Genomic DNA, 19,799 nt, shown 5'->3' with positions numbered 1-19,799 from the left:
CATTATACTAAAATTTATATAATAATACACAAAAATAAGCATAAGTTAACTACTATCTATTTTCTCCAAACTAACAATAGTTAGTCTAAAATAATAAAAAGAGATTTTACTACTTAATTTAAGGTGTTTTTTTATTTTTAATTCCTATCATATTTTATATTGCAAATAAGATAGGCTTGTTAATTTGCAAATATACTAAGAATATACAAGTATAATAAAAATGCCTAGGCAATTTTGCCCTAGACCTTTTTATTATTTTAAAATTTATTTAAATTAATCTTCGTCAACCGAAACTTTTCCGCCACGTTTCTTAATAATTTCGTCAGCTAAATTGCGAGGTAATTTTTCATAATGATCAAATCACATTTGATATGTACCACGTCCAGTTGTCATTGATCTTAATTGAGTTGCATATCCAAACATTTCGTTTAATGGAATGTATGCTTTAATAACATGCGCTCCATCGTTTCGAGTTTCGTTATCTCTAACTTGACCTCTTCTACGAGAGATATCTCCCATAACATCACCAAAGAAATCTTCTGGCACAACAACAGCAACATCCATAATTGGTTCTAATAAAACAGTCCCCAATTGTTCACGGCCCTTGGTCAATGATTTTGAAGCAGCAATTTTATAAGCAAGTTCTGATGAATCGACTTCATGGTAGGAACCATCAAATAGAGTTGCCTTAATATCGATCATTGGATAACCGGCAAGAATACCAATTTCCATTTTTTCTTTAAGACCTTTTTCGATCGATTTAATGTACTCTTTAGGGATTTTACCACCGACAATTTTATCAATAAATTCAAATCCACCATCAGGGTTTGGTTCGTATTTAATTCACACGTGTCCATATTGTCCCTTACCACCAGATTGCTTCTTATGAATACCTTCAACTTCTGCTGACTTAGTAATTGTTTCACGATATGATACTTGTGGAGCCCCAACACTTACTTCAACCTTAAACTCACGTTTTAGTCTATCAACAATAATGTCTAAATGAAGTTCACCCATACCAGCAATAATAGTTTGCCCAGTTTCTTCATCTGTATAGTATTTAAATGTAGGATCTTCTGCTCCTAAACGTTGTAAAGCTAATGAAAGTTTCTCAGAAGCATCTTTTGTTTTAGGTTCAATTGCTTGCGAAATAACTGGCTCAGGAAAATTCATATTTTCCAAAACGATTTCTTTATGTTTTTCATCGATAAGTGTGTCACCAGTTGTTGTGTATTTTAAACCAACAGCAGCACCAATATCACCAGTTCTAACCTCATCAATATCAGTTCTTGAATTAGCATGCATTAATAAAATTCTACTAAATCTTTCTTTTTCACCTTTTGTTGAATTTATTACATATGAGCCTTTTGAGATAACTCCACTATATACTCTAAAGAAGGTTAAATTACCAACAAATGGGTCATTCATAACTTTAAATGCTAATGCTGAGAAAAATTCATCATCAGAAGCAGGAATTGAAATTTCTTGTTCACCTTTGTATGCCTTCATTGCGGTAATATCCAATGGTGAAGGTAAATATTCAACAATAGCATCAAGCATTAACTTAACACCTTTATTCTTAAACGAAGTTCCGCAAACAACTGGGAAATATGTTGAAGTTAAAGTAGCCTTTCTAATAGCTTTTTTCATTAATTCAGCCGAAACTTCTTGTTCCGTTAGGATTAATTCAGTAATTTCTTCATCAAAATCTGCTAGTGATTCAGCAAGAGAAGCACGCATTAAATTTGCTTCGTCCCTTAGATAGTCAGGAATTTCGATTTCCTTCATATTTTCGTCGACACCACCATCAAATTCATAGGCTTTCATGGTTACTAAATCAATAATTCCATTAAATTGTGATTCTTCACCAATATTAAGTTGGATAGCATGTGCATTAGCACCTAATAGCTTTCTTAGTGACTCAACAGATGCTTTGAAATTAGCACCCATTTTATCCATTTTGTTAACATAAACAATTCTTGGAACTTTATAGTTGGTTGCTTGTCTCCAAACAGTTTCTGTTTGAGGTTCAACACCTGATTGAGCATCTAGAACAGCGACAGCACCATCTAAAACACGCAACGAACGCTCAACTTCAATAGTAAAATCAACGTGTCCAGGTGTGTCAATAATATTTAATCTTTTATTCTTTCAATATGCAGTTGTAGCTGCGGAAGTAATAGTAATACCACGTTCTTGTTCTTGAACCATTCAATCCATTTGTGAAGCACCTTCATGTGTTTCACCGATTTTATGAATTTTTCCTGTGTGGTATAAAACTCTTTCTGTAGTTGTAGTTTTACCTGCATCAATATGAGCCATAATTCCGATGTTACGATAATCTTCTAATTTATATTCTCTTGACATACTTTGTTCCTAATAAAATAAATAATTTAAATAAAAATAGGTAATTATCATCTAAAGTGAGCAAATGCCTTGTTTGATTCAGCCATCTTGTGGGTATCGTCACGCTTTTTGATAGCTCCACCCATTTTATTTGCTGCATCAATGATTTCATGTGCTAACTTTTCTTCCATTGTTTTGTCATTTCTTAATCTGGCATATTGAATAATTCATCTTAGTGCTAATGTTTGTTTTCTTTTAGCACTAACTTCACATGGAACTTGGTAATTAGAACCACCAACTCTTCTTGAACGAACTTCAAGTTGTGGACTTACATTTTCTAGTGCAGAATTGAATACTTCCATTGGTTCTTTACCAGTTTTGTTTTTAATAATTTCAAAGGCACTGTATAAAATATTCTCGGCAACAGATTTTTTACCATCTAGCATAATTGTGTTAATTAATTTGGTAATAATTTTTGAGTTAAAAACTGGATCTGCTAAGACATCTCTCACAGGTGCTTTATGCTTTCTTGACATATTCTTTCCTTTCTATTTAACTTTCTAATTAATTACTTTTTGGTTTTTTTGTTCCATATAGAGAACGACCTTGTTTTCTATTGTTTACCCCAGCGGCATCTTGAGTACCACGGATGATAGTATATCTAACCCCAGGTAAATCTTTAACTTTACCTCCACGGATTAATACAACTGAGTGTTCTTGTAAATTGTGTCCTTCACCAGGAATATAAGCAGTAACTTCTTGTCCATTAGATAATCTAACACGGGCGTATTTACGAATAGCTGAGTTAGGTTTCTTAGGAGTCATTGTAGCAACCCGAGTACATACACCACGTTTAAATGGGGCTGGAATTGCTTTTTCTTTTTTTTGTAAAGAGTTGTACATCTTTAATAAAGCAGGGGCTTTAGATTTAGTTGTCTTATCTTTACGGCCTTGTTTAACTAATTGCGCAACTGTAGGCATTTTTTTCCTTTCTTAACATTGTTTTACATATTTTCAGATATTTTTAACTCTTATTTTAAAAATACTAAATTATTATACAACAACTAAACCAGTGTTTTTACTTTTTTATGTTTTTTATTAATAAAAAAGCAGCCAGATATAATTAGGCTACTAAAATTTCTTGGTAATAATATCAATTTGCTCTTTTTCTTTCTTTATTTGTTGTTCAAATGCCTTAAGTTTGCTTATTTCTTTGGTGATTTGACTAATATTTCAATCATATCTAAATACATGATCTTGCAAATATTTCTTAATTTTTAAAATCAAGGGCGTGTATTTAACATTAATCAAATTATCTAGTGTTCATTGTGAAAAATTACTTAGTTCTTCAAAAAATTCAGAAACAAGGCGAGTATTATTATTGTACATATCCACAAATTTCTGAACTAAGTTTTTAAATTTTTGTTTAGCTTTATTTATAAAAACGTCAATATTATTTTCATGAGTTATCTTTTCTTCTTTTAGAGACCTTAGAAGATTGCTAATTTCATCCTTTAATTTAATAACTTCTTCATTCTTAGAACTTCCAAATAACGCATCAACATTTGCTAATAAATTTATAATATCATTCTTAAGTGAGTTAATTACATTATATTTTAACTTTTCGAGATTTTGACTACATGAAGCAACAAGGGGTGCAATAGTAATAACTGGCAAAAAACCTAGTACTAATTTTATTTTTTTAGCCATAGCAAAAGCAAATTATTTAGTTGCTAAAAATTTTGAAATTAAAAATTGTTTATATTCATGCATAAAATCAATAAGTTCTTTTTCATAAATAATATTTGAATCATCATAATAATATGAAACATTCGAATGTGGATTAAAGAATAAATCTTCAACTTCATTATCACGATAAAATAATCATGAATTTTTAGTGGCGCTTTGATATAAAGGATCATTAGCACGAGCCGTGTATACATATTCCTCATATTTTTTATTAAATTCAGCTTTTGACATTGCTGCTAATTCCTTAGTTTCGTTAAGAATTTTAGCTTTTTTGTCCATTTTATCCATCCAAATAATTTCCTGCTCAATCTTTGATAAATCTTGATTGTGAATTGGTGTAGCAAATTCCGCAATATCAGAAATTTTTTGAGCATTACTTTTAATTTCGTTTTGGACTTCTACAAAATACTCTACTTTAAATAATTGATTTAAAAATAAGTTATATTGTTTCTCGAATTTTATTTGATCCATATTATTATAAAATTTCATTCATCTTAATAACACATTAGATAATAAAAGATTAGAAGATTTTAACTTATCAAACTCTATATTAATTTTTTCAGGATATTTAGCTAATTCTTGTTTTTTTAGTTCCTTAAGAGAAATAATTTCATTATACACTGCCTCATTTTTATGTTTATATTGAGGATAGTTAAAACTTATGTAATAAATCACAACAAATGCGATACCAAACGAAATTAAAAGAACGATAGCAAAAGAAATAAATGTTATAAATAAAGGAATATATGAGGTAATGGTGTCTTTATATTCTAGATACTTCATTTCTGTAACCAGACCTGAATTAAATTTCTGGGTTGCAGTTCCCATATATGAATATACTTTTGACAATGATACAGATGAAAAAATAATTTGGATAGCTAGAATGACTAAAATTGTAACTATATTATAAAACGCGGTACTTTTTATATTTAACCCTTGTATATATTTTTTAAATAAAAAACCATCTAGTACTGCTTTTGTTTTATTAATGCTACGCTTAAAATTAATAAAAAACTTAATTATTAAATATAAATTAACTATTGCCAAAAGTGTCAATATTAAACCATAAATTAGAAAAGGATTGGAACCGACACTTTCAGAATTATTGGGAACCTTTGAATTCTGTCCTTGTAAAAACAGCTGACTCATTTTACCTCCTAAAATTAATCATAATCATTATTATTCTCAATATCTTTTATTTCTTTGGCATTATCAGATTCATTTTCTTTATTATTTTCATTGTTACTCATATTAGCTTTTTCGTTATGACTATTATTATTTTCAAATATGGCACTGATTTTTTCAATTAATTGCTTACGCTTTAATTCGCTAGCACCAAATATATTTAATTTTTGCGCCATAATTATTAGTTTTTCATCGCTTAATGTTTCTAATTGTGAGCTATATGATTTATTATTTTTTTTCTCAATAATCTCATCATTGTTTTTTTGTTCATTATTATCAAATATAGAAGGTTGTGTAGAATAAGTTTGTTGATTAGTTTGTGAAAACTTTTGCCCAAAAATTTCATTTATTCTACCTTGTTCATTGTTGATTCTTACAATTCTAAATAATTTTACAATTCTTGAAAACGGCCAATATATTGTGAAATATCCTATTAAAAATATGATTGTAACAATAAGATTTAAAATTTGGTTTATATCCCATGGTTTAATTCTAAAAATACCACCAGCTGAGAAAAATAAATTAATAAATATAATCATAACAGTCATGCTATACAAAGTCAGTAACCAAGGCGAATATTTTGTGAAATCTTTTTCTTTTAGTGAAAGTGTTAAAGAAACAATGTGTCAAATCAATACAGCCCCAGAGAATAATGCCACAACGATAGAAAATGCAAATTTTCTTATAAACAAATCTTCAACTGAAGCATTAATGGTAGATATCTCATAACTAGGATTTGCATTTGAAAATGCTTCTTTATAATTCAATAAATAGACTTGTTTTCTAACTGCATACTCAATAAATATGGCCATTAATGATAAAAACATCACAACTAAAAATGCTGTAAATAACATTGATTTTACCAAAATTGCCTTTTTGTTATGTTTATAAAATTCATCAATTGAGTTGTATTTATTTATATCAATATTTTTCATAAACACCTCCTTTTTGGTTTTAACGAGTTTACTTAATTTTAAAATATATTAGAATTATAACTAAATTTTATCTACCTTGCTCGATTTCTCTTTGCATTAGTTCGGGAATAGGGGCCTCAAGATGTATGTTTCTTCCCTTATTATCAATAAAATCTAGTTGTGCAGCGTGAAGTCTTTGATTAAAAGAATCAATTTTTTTATTATAAACAGGGTCCCCATAAACTGGATGCTTAATATATCCTAAATGCACTCTTATTTGATGAGTTCGTCCTGTCTTTAAATTACATTTTACTAATGTTTTATCTTTATTATCAATTTTCAAATATTCAAGACATTCAATCATTGTATATGCATTTTTCGAGTTTTGATCGCTAACAGCAAATTTTTGACGATTTTTTATATCTCTTCCAATGGGCAAATTAATATGCATTTTTTTGTTAGCTATTCTTCCATCAACTATAGCAATATATGTCCTGTTAATCTTATGTTCTTTAAGCAAAGAAGCAAAATAATTGTGGGTTGAATTATTTTTAGCAATAATTAATAGCCCGCTAGTATCTTTATCTATCCTATGAACTATGCCAAGTCTTAAAAGCCCATTAACATTACTTAAATTATTTTTAAAGTGGTACATTAAGCCGTTGACCAAAGTATTATTCCTGTGGCCGGGGGCCGGATGAACTACTAAACCCGAAGGTTTATTTATAACCAAATAATCTTCATTTTCATATACAATGTCAAGGCTGATTTCTTGTTCCTCAATCTTTATTTGTTTATCGATGACTCTAACAATTTCTATTTCATCATTGTTTTTGATAACAAATTTATTTTTATTAATTTTAATTCCATTAACAAAAACAGCCCCCTCTTTAATTAATTCTTGAATATCATTTCTAGTTATTGAAGAATTATTTGCTATATATTTATCAATTCTTTCAGAATAGTTTGCAACAAGTTTCAACATAATTTTTAAATTATAACAAATGTTATAATAATAGCATGAAGTTTTTGGAAATCAAAAAATCAAAATTTATCCCCATTTTATTTAATATCAATTCAAAAGAAGATGTAAGAAAAAATATTGAATCTCTTTGAAAAGAACATAAAAAAGCAAAGCACATCGTTTATGCTTATATTATAAAAGACAATAATGTTATTATCAATGGATATACTGATGACCGTGAACCAAAAGGTGTGGCTGGGATTCCTCTTTATAGCTATTTAAATAGTAAAAATTTAAAAAATAAATTATTAGTTGTTATTCGTTATTTCGGTGGTATTGAATTAGGAAGAAGTAATTTATTAAGAGCTTACTTGCAAGCAGCCAAACTACTTTTTAATGAGTAAATAAGATTCAAATTCAAATATAAGTCTCGTTTTTTAGAATTAATGTTTTAAATATTTTAATATTTAAAAGCTCTATCATTACACTAAATTGAAATTTAGCAAAAATAATGGAGTAAAAATTTAAGGAATTTATTTTTAGATTTAGTTGAAACTACATGTCTTTTTAAAATTAACATCAATCATATCCTTGTATAATAACTAGTTTTATTAGTGTTTTTTTATAGTTATCATACTATCAATGGTTATAGCCTATTCTAACTTAAAGGTATTAAACAAAACATATCAATGTAACATGAAGGAAAGCAAAAAGCAATTATAAAAACTAAGAAAAACCCAAATATACTTTTTCTAATTCTTTCGAACCTTTTAAGGCAATCCTTTGAATTAAAATTATTTAATAAATTAAAACAAAACTCCATCTTGAGATCCTAAAAAAATAACTAACGAGCTAGTATAGAAAAAACCAAAATTGCAAATCCAAGAAATAATGAGAAAGATAAAAATCCCCCTTTTAAAGATAAAATAATATAAAATTCTCCCTAATTTTGAATTCTAATTTGTTTTGTATCCTTAGATTTTAATTTTATTTTGTGTTAAAAAACTTAGAACTCAACTAAAATAACAATAGTTTCAAAAAATGCTATTTTCACCCAATGTTCAAAAATTATGAATTATTTATATATAATTTTTTATTTATTTAGATTTAGTAATTATTAAAAAACTATAAACACTAATTTGCCTATTTTTTCTTGAAATAAAACTATTTTTTTGTTCTATTAATCTGGCATATTTATTAATATAATAATAAGATATATTTTATACCTAAAATAGCATAATAATAAATTGATTTATAGTAAATTTTTTCATTAAAAGGAGTAATATGAAGTTTAAGTTAAGCCCATTGTTAAGTGCAGTTATGATAGCTGCAACACCATTAGTAATTAGCGCTCAAAACAATATGGCCAACAATATCGATAAAGAGGAAAAAAATTCTAGCAATAATGTTAGCGTTTATGCAACTGAGGCAATATCAATACCCACAAATGATGACTATAATGATGTTGAAAGTTATAACATTTACTGAGAGACTGAAGCTTTTAAAACTCATTACAAAATGTTATTTGCATATAGAGTACTAAAAAAATTAATTAATTTTCAAGGTGAGAAATTAGAGATACTTCCATATAAAGAAAAATTAATGGAATTTAAGATTTTTCCTGATGGTGTTTTTGATAATTTTAACAATGAATACTTTTTTTATGACCATAACTTTTTACATTGGGGAACCTTTATTAGATTATGATCAGATGTTAATTTTGACTATAATGTTTTCTTACTTAATGAATACAAAAAATTAAACATTGATAGTGTTTATAAGGTTGCAGACGATTTAAGATCAAATGTAACTTCTGGAAAATTTTCATCAAAAATTAGTGATATTTATATAGTCCAAACTATTATTGCTCATTTTGAAGCCATTAATTTATTGATTAAACACAAAGAAAATTCAAATATTAAAAATTTGATAAAAGATCTATTCAAGGTGCAAAGTGGCATTAATTCTGCAGATCCTGCTTATTTAAATACCTTAAAAGATTCACTGCCAATTCTCAAAAAAATTAAAAAAGAAGCGAATGATAGTATTATTGAAGAAATCATAAAAGAAGTTGAATCAGAATTTTCACATGATAAGTTAATGTATGATGCATTAATTTCGGCACAAAAATCATACGGTTCTATCGAATACGATGAAAAAATTAAACCATTAGTTAAACTAGTTTCGAATTCTAGCACAATGGAATTTTTGGAAAATCTTAAAAATTCCGCTAACAATATTTATCTTAGTGAAAAACAAAAAGTCGATATGGCATTTGAAGATTTAAGAAACAAAGACCCTAATATTAAAGAAAAAATTAATAAAGCACGTAATGTAGGAATTTTAAGAGAACTTTATGCTGATATTATGGCTAAAAAAATACAGGAATATCAAAACGATGTAATGATATTAATTGAAAAAACAAAGGGTTCTGGCATGTATGATGATTTTATGAGATCATTTAGTGCCATAAAAGAAAAAAATGAGCAACAAATTGAACAAAGAAAAGTTGCAATAGAAGCTTTTGATAAAAAATGAAAAGATTTTGGCCGTAACCATACTAAAATTAATATTGATATTAAAAAAGAAAAAGATGAACTTAATACTAAATTATCAAGTCAAATAGAAAACCAAAGGATTACTATTGAACAATTTAATGCCCTTAATGATGAATCAACTAATTTGTTTTCTGATGAAAACAACAAAACAAAATTGCTTATAAATAGCATCAACTCAGTAGACCAAAGAACTAAAAAACTTGAAGAATTAAAAAAAGCAAAAAACATTGAAGATCTACAAAAAATAATAGTAGAGGCACAAAAAATTAAGAATGTAGAAGATTTAACAAAAGCAAGGGAAGAAGCTACAAAGGCACTGAAAAAAATTGAAGGTTCAGCGAATTATGAAGAATATAAAAAACAACATAGTGAAGCGCAAGATGATATTATCAAACTAACTAAGTTAGCGGAAAAAATAAATGCTGAATACAAATTAAAAAGAAATGAAGTTGAAAAAAATCTAAAAAGTTTAGATGATAAAGCAGGATTCGAACAAGCGCTAGAAGAAGCTGATAATATTCAAAAATTAAATAAATTAAATGAAGCACTATTAAATCAAATAAAAGAACAAGATTTAAAGAAATTAATAAAAAGAGCGCAAAAAGCTGTTGATAAAACTGAAGGTTCAGAAAGATTTGAAGAATTTAAAACGTTGTTCGCCAATGCAAAAAATGATGTTGTTAAACTTACTAATGTAGCAGAAAAAGCAGAAGAAATTTATAACATAGAAAAGCAAAAAATATTAGATACGTTTGACAAATTGTTAGATAAAAAGGATTATCAAACAAAAATTAATAATGCAAATAATATAAAGAATCTAAAAATTCTATTAAAAGAAATAACTCAAGAAAAAATACTTCAAGAAAATGCCCAAATAAAAAAAGAGGCGAATGATGCTATTGACAGACTAGAAGGTTCTGAATTAAAAAAACAACTAGGTAGGGAATTAAACAACAGCAAAGAAAATACTAATAAAATAAAAGATATTGCAGCTAAAGCAACACAAGAATTTAATAAGGAACTTAATTCTACAAAAGAAGAACTAAACAAGCTAACAAATTCAAATACAAAAAAAGAGTTAGAAAAATTGATAGAAAACGCCCAAAATATAAAAGAATTAAGAATTATTAAATTGAAGATTCAAAAAGCAATTACTGAGCAAGAAACAAAATCTAAAAAAGAAGGCAAATCAAAGATAAATGTAGCAGCGATTGTAGGGCCTCTTGTGGTAATACTAGCATTAGCTGGCGCAAGTGTTGGGACTTGATATGCAGTTAAACGTCATAAGATTCAAAAAAGAAAAGAAATAAACAAAAATTAGGTCAAAATAAGAAAGTCTTGAATCTCTTATGAGGTTTTAGACTTTTTTGTTGACAATTTTCAGCTAATAAAAAGCAAAAAAGTGTTACCATAAATAATTTTGTGCAATTTTTTTAAAAAACTTATTTCTTTTTGATAGCTCTTTAATAAGAGTTTATTTCACAACCCAAAATCAGTTAGAAAATGAAATAAAGTTTGTTCCTAATTGGGGGCCTGTTTTTAATCGATTACAAATTATTTTTGAAAAAAATAAATAATTAAAACAACCAAACAACATAATGTTGCTTGGTTGTTTTTGTATAATAAATTTAGATTTGTGTGGTTGCTATTCTCAAATCTCTTACTAAAAATAAGCCAGAGATAAATTTACACAAAATTATCTACACTACCACATTATTTTTTTATCAATCTTATTAATGATATTAGTGACAATATACCAAATATCGCAGCTATCGCTATACCAACATAAGATATAATTCTTATATCACCAAGTTTCAAAAAGCCGTTTAGTTTAAACACTAGTTTTCCAAGCGGTGTAGTAGCATTTGATAATAATGCTTCATTACTAAATGTAATAGAAGCAATTATTGAAGAAACAACAAGTATTGGGAAGCTTATTATCAAACATATTACCCAACCAATTTTATGACCCATATTTTTTCCTTTCAATCTTAAAATAATTATATATGTTTTTTAAATGAAAAACTATTTTTTGGCCAGTTCATCATGCACATATTTTAGAAGTAGCATACAAACAATAAATAGTTTTTGAAGCTTTGTTTAATTTTTTTGTATTGTCCACTATTAAATTAAAACAGGTTTTTTATAAAATAAATAAAAAAGAGACTTTGATATATTTCAAGTCAAGGCCTCTAAAAATATAGAATCTTATTTTTGTTCCATTGCATCATCTTGTATCATCATAGTTCTTTTATGCAAAACCTCGCACTTTTTCATTTTCACTTCATATGATATAACAAATGAAAATTGCACTGTATAAACAATTAATGATACAATTTGCCATACAAGAGCCCCGATTAAACCATTCAAGGCAGCTTCCTCACCTTTGATATTTTTATCTACAATACTCAAAATAAAGAAAATAATTCATCATAAGTTATTTAAAATAAAAATAAATAGCATTCAAGGACTTATTGATTTAAAGTTTCTTGTTTTTAATCCTTTTATTAGTTGGGGCATAAAAGCTAAGGTTGTTCCCGCAGGCGTAATTAAACCAATAATAAGTGATGTAACTTTATCAAATACCGCAATTCTATTCCCAACAATTGGATAAAAATAGCCAGTATTAATCTTTTGAAATACTAATACTATAAATACAGCGAATATCGAAGTTGCAAATAATTCTACTAAAACTATAGCTGCCGTTGCAAATTTTTTTTGATTTTTGGTAATTGCTTTATTATAGTGATATAAAAAATACATTGTAAAAGCATATATAAAAGAACAAATTAAGTTTGCTAAAAAAATGTATCAACCGTTTTCATCACCTGTAAATACACCATAAATTAACCAAATAATAATTCCAATATAAAAAATTCAAAATGAATAATAATTTATGTTTTCAGCTTTTTTGGTTTTAACAACCCTAACTAGTTGAGGAACACCTAAAAGAATTGTCGCTATCGCTCCTAATGCTCCAAAAAACTGAATAGATATTTCTAATGCTGTCATAACTAAAAAATTATACATTAATACTAATTTATAAACATAATATTGCCTAGTTTTTAATATTTTTTTATAGCAAAAACATATTATTAAAAATTATTATAAAAACCATCTAAATTTTGCTATGTAAAATTAGAACGTTCAAAAAAAAAAAAAAAAAAACACCAATTTGGTGTTAAGTCATTTCTGAAATGGTGGCTCCGGCAGGAATCGAACCAGCGACACACGGAGCTTCAGTCCGTTGCTCTACCAACTGAGCTACAGAGCCATGGCGGTCCAGACGGGAATTGAACCCGCGATCTCTTCCGTGACAGGGAAGCGTATTAAACCACTTTACCACTGGACCGTGGTTGCGGAGATTGGAATCGAACCAATGACCTTTGGGTTATGAGCCCAACGAGCTGCCGCCTGCTCTACTCCGCTATATTATGGCGGGCAATGAGGGATTTGAACCCCCGCGGGCCGTGAAGCCCCTGGCAGTTTTCAAGACTGCTCCCTTCAGCCTCTTGGGTAATTGCCCATGGTGGACCCAACAGGACTCGAACCTGTAACCGACCGGTTATGAGCCGGTTGCTCTAACCATTGAGCTATGGGTCCTAAAATTTCACTATTGGGTTTTACATTTGGTAGCACCGAAGAGAGTCGAACTCTTGACCTTCCGGGTATGAACCGGACGCTCTAACCAACTGAGCTACAGTGCCATAATGGTGGAGAGGAAGGGACTCGAACCCTCTACCTCCTGCGTGCAAGGCAGGCGCTCTGGCCAGGTGAGCTACCCCCCCATAAATGGTGAAGAAGACAGGATTCGAACCTGCGACCGCTTGAGCCCAAGTCAAGTGCTCTACCAAGCTGAGCTACTTCTCCACACAGAAATTTTTGCTAAATGCTTTATTATTATATATTATTTTTTATGTTAGTTATTAATTTTTTTAAAAATCTTCGTTGTTTCAAATAAACTCATAATCCTTAATTTTAATAGTATCACCATCTTTAATATCGGAATTTTTAATTAAATCAAATACACCTAATGATTTTAATTTGTAATTAAATCTTCATAAATTATCAATAGAAATAACAGGAATTTTTTCATAAACCTTATAAATATCGCTGCCAACAATTTCATAAGTATCATCAGACAGTTTGATAATTTCTATTTTCTTTTTATCTAACGAAATAACAACAACTTCTTCAGATTCTTTTAATTCATTAACAATATTAATTTTGGCTTCTTGTAGAGTTTCTCATAACACTTTTTTTATTTCTTCTATATGCGAGTCAAACAATGATGAATTTTCTATTAATTTAATATTAGGGTACTTACTTTTAAATTTTTCTAAATGAGTTTGATATGATTCGAGATCAGATTTGTTAGCTACAACAATCTGTGGTAATTTTTCAAGTCTAAGATTATAAGATCTTAGTTCATTATTAATAATTTCATAATCCAAAATTGGGTTTTTATTTGAATCACCAAAATCAATAATGTGGCATATAACCCTACAACGCTCAATATGCTTTAAAAATTGAATCCCAAGGCCTTTGCCCTCCGAAGCTTTTTCTATCAATCCAGGCAAATCTGCCACTACAAAAGTATTTTCATAAAATTTAACTAAACCCAATTGTGGAACAAGTGTTGTAAAATCATAATCGGCTATTTTGGGTTTAGCATTAGAAATTTGAGATAAGATTGTGCTTTTCCCTGCGCTTGGTTTTCCAACAAAGCCCACATCAGCTAAAACCTTTAATGTTAGATGCAAATTAAATCTTTCACCTAATGTTCCGTTTTCACAAATTCTTGGAGCAGTATTTCTTGATGATTTAAATCTTAAATTGCCCTTACCGCCTTTACCGCCTTTAGCAATCAGATATTTTTCTTCCGTAACAATATCAGCAACTAACTTACCATCATTATAAACCATAGTGCCCAATGGCACCTTAACAATTAAATCATCAGCGCCTCTACCAAAAGCATTTTTAGGTTTACCGTTTTCCCCATCATTAGCAACAATCTTTTTTTGGTAGTAAAATGGCAATAATGTATTTTGCCCAGGATCGCCCTGAAAATATATTGAACCTCCATTTCCTCCATCGCCGCCGTCCGGACCGCCTTTATCAACATTAGCCTCGCGACGAAAACTAATGATCCCATCTCCACCTTTTCCAGCAATAACCAAAATATCAACTTCATCTATAAATTTCATGTGTTTTATTTTATCAAAAATTTAGATAAATTTAGCCATTATGAGTAATTATTAAATACATTAAAAGCAACCTTTTTCAAAATTAACAAGGCTGCTTTTCTATTATTTAATTTACTTTTTTTGAGGTTCAATGGTTTTATTTAATTGTTGCAATAATTCATCTGTTAGTGACAATTTTTTATAAAGATCTTCGATATTTTTCTTCCAATCTTCTTTTGTCTGTGAATCTGTTATTTTTTCTAGAAGCTCAGTTAGTTTTTTATGTAATTCTTCCTGCTTTGCAAGGCTCTTAGATCATTTTTCTTCTGCTTTAGCTCTTGCTTCTTCTGAAAATTTTTCAATTAACTTATCACCTTTTTCTTTGGAAAATTCCGTTATAAGTTCTTTTATTTTTTTAAGAAGTTCTTCATCAACATCTTTATGCATATTTTTTTCATCTTTAAGTTCTGAAAATCTAGCAATAATTTTTTGATTTATTTCATTAGCTAAATTAATCCAGAAAGAAAGTTCTGTATTATCTTGAATTACTTGTAGTCTGGTTAGTTTATTTATTTCATCTCCATTAAGTTTAGATTGTAAATCATCAATCTTTTTATTAACATCATTTCATTTTTGTTCATAATAGGCAAGTAACTCTTTAAATTTTTTTATAATGCCATTTTTATCATTTGGTATATTATCATCTTCTTTTTTGATCTTTGATTGATCATTCTTTTCTGGTGTATCATCATGTTTATCCATAGGATCATTTGGGAGGGGTGTTTGTTCAGGTTTTTGTTCAGGTTTTTGTTCAGGTGTTTGGGGATTTTTTTCTTCTTTTTTATTGTCATGTTTTGGATTATCTTGTTGAGGATTTTTACTTGACTGATCTTCTTGCTTTCCTTCGCCGGGTTTTTGGGGATTCACTATTGGAGGAGTAGTATTACTTCCTTGATCTGGTGTCTCATGCTTATCAGGTTGTTTTTCTTTTGGCTTATTTTCAGGGTTGCCTTGATCGCCAGGTTTGCCGGGACTATGCGGATTGCTTGGTTCAGCTGGTTTTTCTGGTTTTTTAGGCCCTGGGTTAGATGGATTTGAACACGAAACCAACGCAGCTCCTGTAATAACTGGTAACGAAATAGATGTCAATGCTAATAGCAATTTATTTGATTTTTTCACTTGTTCTCCTTATTGTTAAATTCCTTATTTTGATAAAAAAGAATCTTTTTTGCTTTTATAGATATTCCATAATTTCAATTATATTATAAATGAAAAATGGTCTTATTTCTTAATAACTCTTGCAAATAAGATTTCGTTAGCCTCAGGGTACAAATTATCAAATTTGGCAAAATTAGTTATTTGTTCGTAATTAATCAAATCTATCTTAATAAAACTAAATATTTTTTTCATCTTTTGAGGCATGACAACAGATAACATTAAGGCTATGCTATAAATCCCGTTAAGCAAGGTATTTAAAACGCAATTAAGTCTATCTAAATCTTCCTTCAACAATCATGGTTTTGTTAAATCTATATATTCATTTAATTTCGAAGACAAATTAATAGCATTTTTAATTGCCTTATCAGCATGAAATTGATCAAATTCCTTCTTATATTCCTCATAATAAACACTTAATGAGTCTAATATTTTTTGATCGATTTCAAGCAAATTATTCTTATCAAAGTATGTGCCGTTTACAAAGTTTTGATTAACCATTTTGATAGTACGATTAACAAGATTACCAAAATTATTTGCCAAATCAGCATTTAGCACGTTAATTAAAAGTTCTTCACTAAAAGAAAAGTCATTATCGATATTAACCTGCGAACAAAAGAAATATTTAATTTCCTCAGCTCCGTATTTGTTAATTAAGGGAATTGGTTCCACAATGTTTCCTTTTGATTTTGACATTTTACCCTCGGGAGTAATAATTCATGAATGAACAACTTCTTTTGTCGGTAGATTGATATCAAGTGATTTTAAAAATATTGGTCAGTAAATTGAGTGAAAACGCGAAATTTCCTTCGCTAAAACGTGAACACGTTCATTACCATTACGCCAAAATTTATGATAATTATCATCGTTATTTGTTTCATATCCCAAAGCAGTTAAATAGCTGAATAATGCATCTAATCAAACATAAATAACATGTTGCTTTTCATCATTATTTTTTTGTTTAGGTACATTGATTCCCCAATCAAAGGAAACCCGAGTAATTGATAGATCTTCAATTCCTTTGGAAAGAAAATTACTCTTTAGCTCCTTGGCAATATTTTTATTAGTTAAAAAGTTAGAATTTATATCAAAAAATTCATTTATTCAAGGTTCCAACTTTTTCATATCAAAGAAATAGCTTTCTTCTTTAATTTCTTGAAGCTCATGACCTGATGTCGGGTGGTAATATCTTCCGTCTTTATAGATAGCTTGTGTTTTAGTAAAAAATTCTTCATCGCTAACCGAGTAAAGACCTACATACTTATCTTTAAAAATAAATCCCTTTTCGTACATTTTTTCGAAAATTTTAATAATTGCTTGTTCATGTTGTTTACTTGTAGTACGACTGTAGAAATCATAGTTAATTTTCAATAAATCTCATAAATCAATAAATTTCCGAGATTGAATATCAACATATTCTTGAGGGGACAAATTATATTCCTCAGCTTTTTTTTGAATTTTTTGACCATGTTCATCAATACCGGTCACAAATAAAGTTTCATATCCTTGAGTTTTTTTATAATTTGCAAAAACTCATGCCAGTGTCGTTGTTAAGACATGACCAATATGTAAATTTCCACTAGGATAATATATTGGAGTAGTTATATAAAATGTTTTTTTTGAATTATGCATGTTTTTCTCCTTTTTGTTTCATTGGGATATAAAGTTTTTGCGTTTCTAGGCGATATGAATGGTCGTTTTTATCATCATTATGAAGATAAATATTTGGTTCAAAATACGTGCCTCAACCCGAGTTAAATCGTGATTCAACTAAACAAAATTTAGGTTGAGAATTGATTCTAGTGAAAACTAGTTGCACTCTTTTTGGTTCAAAATTATATTTGCGCAATAATGATATTAAATCAATATATCTAGCAATTGGAAGCACAACACTAAAATAACCTTTTTGCTCAATTATTTTAGAAGATAAAGAAATAAGTGTTTCTAAATCTAAATTAATTTCATGTGTAGCCAGTTTTTGCGCATATGTACCAGTTTTTCTAACTTGATTATAGTTTTCATTGTAGTAGGGCGGGTTAGCAACAATTGAAGAGTATTTCTTAGCAAGATTATTCCCACATTTAAAAGCATAATCTTTTGCATATTCTTTAAAATCAGCTTCAAAAATTTTTATTTGGTCTTCCAAATTATTTAAACATACATTTTGCTTAGCCAACAAAACTGCTTTAGGTTGAATTTCAACTGCGTCAATTTTTATTTTTTTGGATCTGGCAGCCATAAAGATTGATAAGGCTCCATTATTCGTACCAACCTCGAGCATATTAGATACATTGCGATTAATTGAAACGAAATTACCTAATAAAATTGTATCAACAGAATAATTAAACATCTCCTTATCTTGATAAACAAAGAGGTCATTACCATATCCTAAGTTATTTTTAAAAACACCGATTTTTTTCATAATAACTAATTATAAATTAATATTTTTTTTGATACTGCATTAAGTTAGATTAATCTTTTCGTTTTAATAAAATGTTTAAAACCTCATAATTTATAAACGCCTTATACATAATGATAAATAACAACAAACTAGTTACCAAAAAAAATGAATATTTTCCTTAAGCAAACTAAAAACCAGAATGAACCTGGTTTTTAGTTTGAATTTCTATTTTTTTTCACCGGGGATGCCATATATATCAATAATCGGACCTTTACCCTTAATTCCGCCTGAGAAAAGATCATAAAGATTATCTCATTTTGATGGCCCGCTTAAATCTTGAACTTTCGGTTTAGAATCACTTTTTTGTTCTTGTTTAGATTGCGCTTTTGGTAAGGATTGCATTGGTTTTGCTATACCAGGTTCATCATCTTCATACCATGGTTCATTATGTTCTTTTTCATTATTTTTTGAAAAAATATCTAAATCACCATAAAATGCATCATCTAATGGAAAATCAAATCCATGATTGCCATCATCCTTAGTTTTGTTGTATTCTTTATATAAATTCTTGTAATAGAAGTTTTCAATTACATTCTTAATTTCTTCATTAGTTGGGTCACCAAAATCAATTTCAATTTTTGGTGCTTCATTTTTTATATTATTTATAAGATTATTGTTAGTATTGATTGAATCAACTGAGTCTAGTTTAATTGCATTTTTAATTAATAGATCCTTAATTGGTTTATTTTGTCTTATTAAATCTGTAAGGACTTTTTTTGAATGATGTTTCTTTAAATCTTCATAAACAATTTTAATATTATCGCCAAACTGTTGATTTTTATCTTCATTTGGAGTTTCTGGTTTCTTTGGTTCAGCTGGTTTTTCTGGCTTCTTTGGTTCAATTGGTTTTTTTGGTTCTTCTGGTTTAGCAGGATTTGCACATGATAGAGCTATAACTGGTGTTGCCAAAACAGGTAAAAATCCTAGAAAAAGTAATTTGCTTTTTTTCATTTTTCTCCTTATGTTTAATCGAGTTTATAAAGCATATTTTATAGTATTTTTTTTTTTTTTTGTTTTGGCAAAATTTCGCGATTAATGCTCTAATTATGACCAAAATTTAGACAAAACCAAGGCATTTATGAAGGCACTTTTTACTACTTAACATTATTCTAATTTACGTCCTTGATCTAATAAAAAACATATTTACTGCAAAAATATCACTAACATAAATTTGTTTTATTTAATTCGCTATTCAATCATTAAACTAAGAAATAAAAAAAT

Annotated in this window: 16 protein-coding genes and 8 tRNA genes; 2 read left to right on the top strand and 22 right to left on the bottom strand. The window is 28.5% G+C overall.

Annotated elements, in window-relative coordinates:
* Positions 1-273: 273 nt before the first annotated feature.
* The 7 genes from fusA to ACWXVO_RS00880 form a co-directional block, all read right to left on the bottom strand.
* Complete coding sequence (gene fusA, locus ACWXVO_RS00910) at positions 274-2,367, bottom strand: elongation factor G (protein ID WP_438340317.1); 2,094 nt, start codon at positions 2,365-2,367, stop codon at positions 274-276.
* A gap of 44 nt (positions 2,368-2,411) precedes the next feature.
* Positions 2,412-2,882, bottom strand: coding sequence for a 30S ribosomal protein S7 (gene rpsG, locus ACWXVO_RS00905; RefSeq protein WP_438340318.1), 471 nt, complete (start codon positions 2,880-2,882; stop codon positions 2,412-2,414).
* Between the two features lie 28 nt (positions 2,883-2,910).
* Entirely contained in the window at positions 2,911-3,327 is a 417-nt protein-coding gene (rpsL, locus tag ACWXVO_RS00900; RefSeq protein ID WP_438340319.1) for a 30S ribosomal protein S12, read from the bottom strand.
* A 150-nt stretch (positions 3,328-3,477) separates the two neighbouring features.
* Positions 3,478-4,056 carry a hypothetical protein gene (locus ACWXVO_RS00895; protein WP_438340320.1) on the bottom strand — a complete coding sequence of 193 codons (579 nt, stop codon included), beginning with the start codon at positions 4,054-4,056 and terminating at the stop codon, positions 3,478-3,480.
* A gap of 12 nt (positions 4,057-4,068) precedes the next feature.
* Positions 4,069-5,244: a hypothetical protein gene (locus ACWXVO_RS00890; RefSeq protein ID WP_456001975.1), complete on the bottom strand. Its 1,176-nt coding sequence runs from the start codon at positions 5,242-5,244 to the stop codon at positions 4,069-4,071.
* 14 nt (positions 5,245-5,258) lie between these two features.
* Positions 5,259-6,215 carry a hypothetical protein gene (locus tag ACWXVO_RS00885; protein ID WP_456001972.1) on the bottom strand — a complete coding sequence of 319 codons (957 nt, stop codon included), beginning with the start codon at positions 6,213-6,215 and terminating at the stop codon, positions 5,259-5,261.
* Positions 6,216-6,282: 67 nt separating this feature from the next.
* Positions 6,283-7,179 carry an RluA family pseudouridine synthase gene (locus ACWXVO_RS00880; protein ID WP_455993638.1) on the bottom strand — a complete coding sequence of 299 codons (897 nt, stop codon included), beginning with the start codon at positions 7,177-7,179 and terminating at the stop codon, positions 6,283-6,285.
* 35 nt (positions 7,180-7,214) lie between these two features.
* Between ACWXVO_RS00880 and ACWXVO_RS00875 the strand changes: the two genes are divergently transcribed.
* Both ACWXVO_RS00875 and ACWXVO_RS00870 read left to right on the top strand, forming a co-directional pair.
* On the top strand, positions 7,215-7,562 hold the full coding sequence (locus ACWXVO_RS00875) for a YigZ family protein (RefSeq protein WP_455966342.1): 348 nt from the start codon (positions 7,215-7,217) through the stop codon (positions 7,560-7,562).
* Positions 7,563-8,442: 880 nt separating this feature from the next.
* Positions 8,443-11,037 (top strand): hypothetical protein, encoded by a 2,595-nt coding sequence (locus tag ACWXVO_RS00870; protein WP_456001969.1) that lies wholly within the window; start codon positions 8,443-8,445, stop codon positions 11,035-11,037.
* 392 nt (positions 11,038-11,429) lie between these two features.
* Here the strand turns inward: ACWXVO_RS00870 and ACWXVO_RS00865 are convergent, their stop codons facing one another.
* The 15 genes from ACWXVO_RS00865 to ACWXVO_RS00795 all read right to left on the bottom strand — a co-directional run bounded on the left by ACWXVO_RS00865 (position 11,430) and on the right by ACWXVO_RS00795 (position 19,529).
* Entirely contained in the window at positions 11,430-11,690 is a 261-nt protein-coding gene (locus ACWXVO_RS00865; RefSeq protein WP_438340326.1) for a hypothetical protein, read from the bottom strand.
* Between the two features lie 234 nt (positions 11,691-11,924).
* Entirely contained in the window at positions 11,925-12,728 is an 804-nt protein-coding gene (locus tag ACWXVO_RS00860; protein WP_455966346.1) for a SemiSWEET family transporter, read from the bottom strand.
* Positions 12,729-12,914: 186 nt separating this feature from the next.
* Positions 12,915-12,990 (bottom strand) — tRNA-Phe (locus ACWXVO_RS00855).
* 1 nt (position 12,991) lies between these two features.
* A tRNA-Asp gene (locus ACWXVO_RS00850) sits at positions 12,992-13,068 on the bottom strand.
* A 1-nt stretch (position 13,069) separates the two neighbouring features.
* A tRNA-Met gene (locus ACWXVO_RS00845) sits at positions 13,070-13,145 on the bottom strand.
* Between the two features lie 6 nt (positions 13,146-13,151).
* A tRNA-Ser gene (locus tag ACWXVO_RS00840) sits at positions 13,152-13,242 on the bottom strand.
* A gap of 1 nt (position 13,243) precedes the next feature.
* Positions 13,244-13,319, bottom strand: a tRNA-Ile gene (locus tag ACWXVO_RS00835).
* 27 nt (positions 13,320-13,346) lie between these two features.
* A tRNA-Met gene (locus ACWXVO_RS00830) sits at positions 13,347-13,423 on the bottom strand.
* 4 nt (positions 13,424-13,427) lie between these two features.
* Positions 13,428-13,504: transfer RNA gene (locus ACWXVO_RS00825), tRNA-Ala, on the bottom strand.
* A gap of 5 nt (positions 13,505-13,509) precedes the next feature.
* Positions 13,510-13,586: transfer RNA gene (locus tag ACWXVO_RS00820), tRNA-Pro, on the bottom strand.
* A 65-nt stretch (positions 13,587-13,651) separates the two neighbouring features.
* Complete coding sequence (gene obgE / locus ACWXVO_RS00815) at positions 13,652-14,923, bottom strand: GTPase ObgE (RefSeq protein WP_438340328.1); 1,272 nt, start codon at positions 14,921-14,923, stop codon at positions 13,652-13,654.
* A 111-nt stretch (positions 14,924-15,034) separates the two neighbouring features.
* Positions 15,035-16,081 carry a hypothetical protein gene (locus ACWXVO_RS00810; RefSeq protein ID WP_456001966.1) on the bottom strand — a complete coding sequence of 349 codons (1,047 nt, stop codon included), beginning with the start codon at positions 16,079-16,081 and terminating at the stop codon, positions 15,035-15,037.
* Positions 16,082-16,183: 102 nt separating this feature from the next.
* Positions 16,184-17,749, bottom strand: a complete 1,566-nt coding sequence (metG, locus tag ACWXVO_RS00805) for a methionine--tRNA ligase (protein ID WP_456001963.1) — start codon at positions 17,747-17,749, stop codon at positions 16,184-16,186.
* Positions 17,742-18,539 (bottom strand): tRNA1(Val) (adenine(37)-N6)-methyltransferase, encoded by a 798-nt coding sequence (locus ACWXVO_RS00800; RefSeq protein WP_456001960.1) that lies wholly within the window; start codon positions 18,537-18,539, stop codon positions 17,742-17,744. Before ACWXVO_RS00800 ends, metG begins: the two co-directional genes overlap by 8 nt.
* 204 nt (positions 18,540-18,743) lie before the next feature.
* Positions 18,744-19,529 carry a hypothetical protein gene (locus ACWXVO_RS00795; protein ID WP_456001957.1) on the bottom strand — a complete coding sequence of 262 codons (786 nt, stop codon included), beginning with the start codon at positions 19,527-19,529 and terminating at the stop codon, positions 18,744-18,746.
* Between the last annotated feature and the right edge of the window lie 270 nt (positions 19,530-19,799).

The organism is Mycoplasma sp. 1890 (assembly GCF_053851615.1).
The sequence above is the reverse complement of the archived record's forward strand: the minus strand, read 5'-3'. Positions and strand labels throughout refer to the sequence as shown.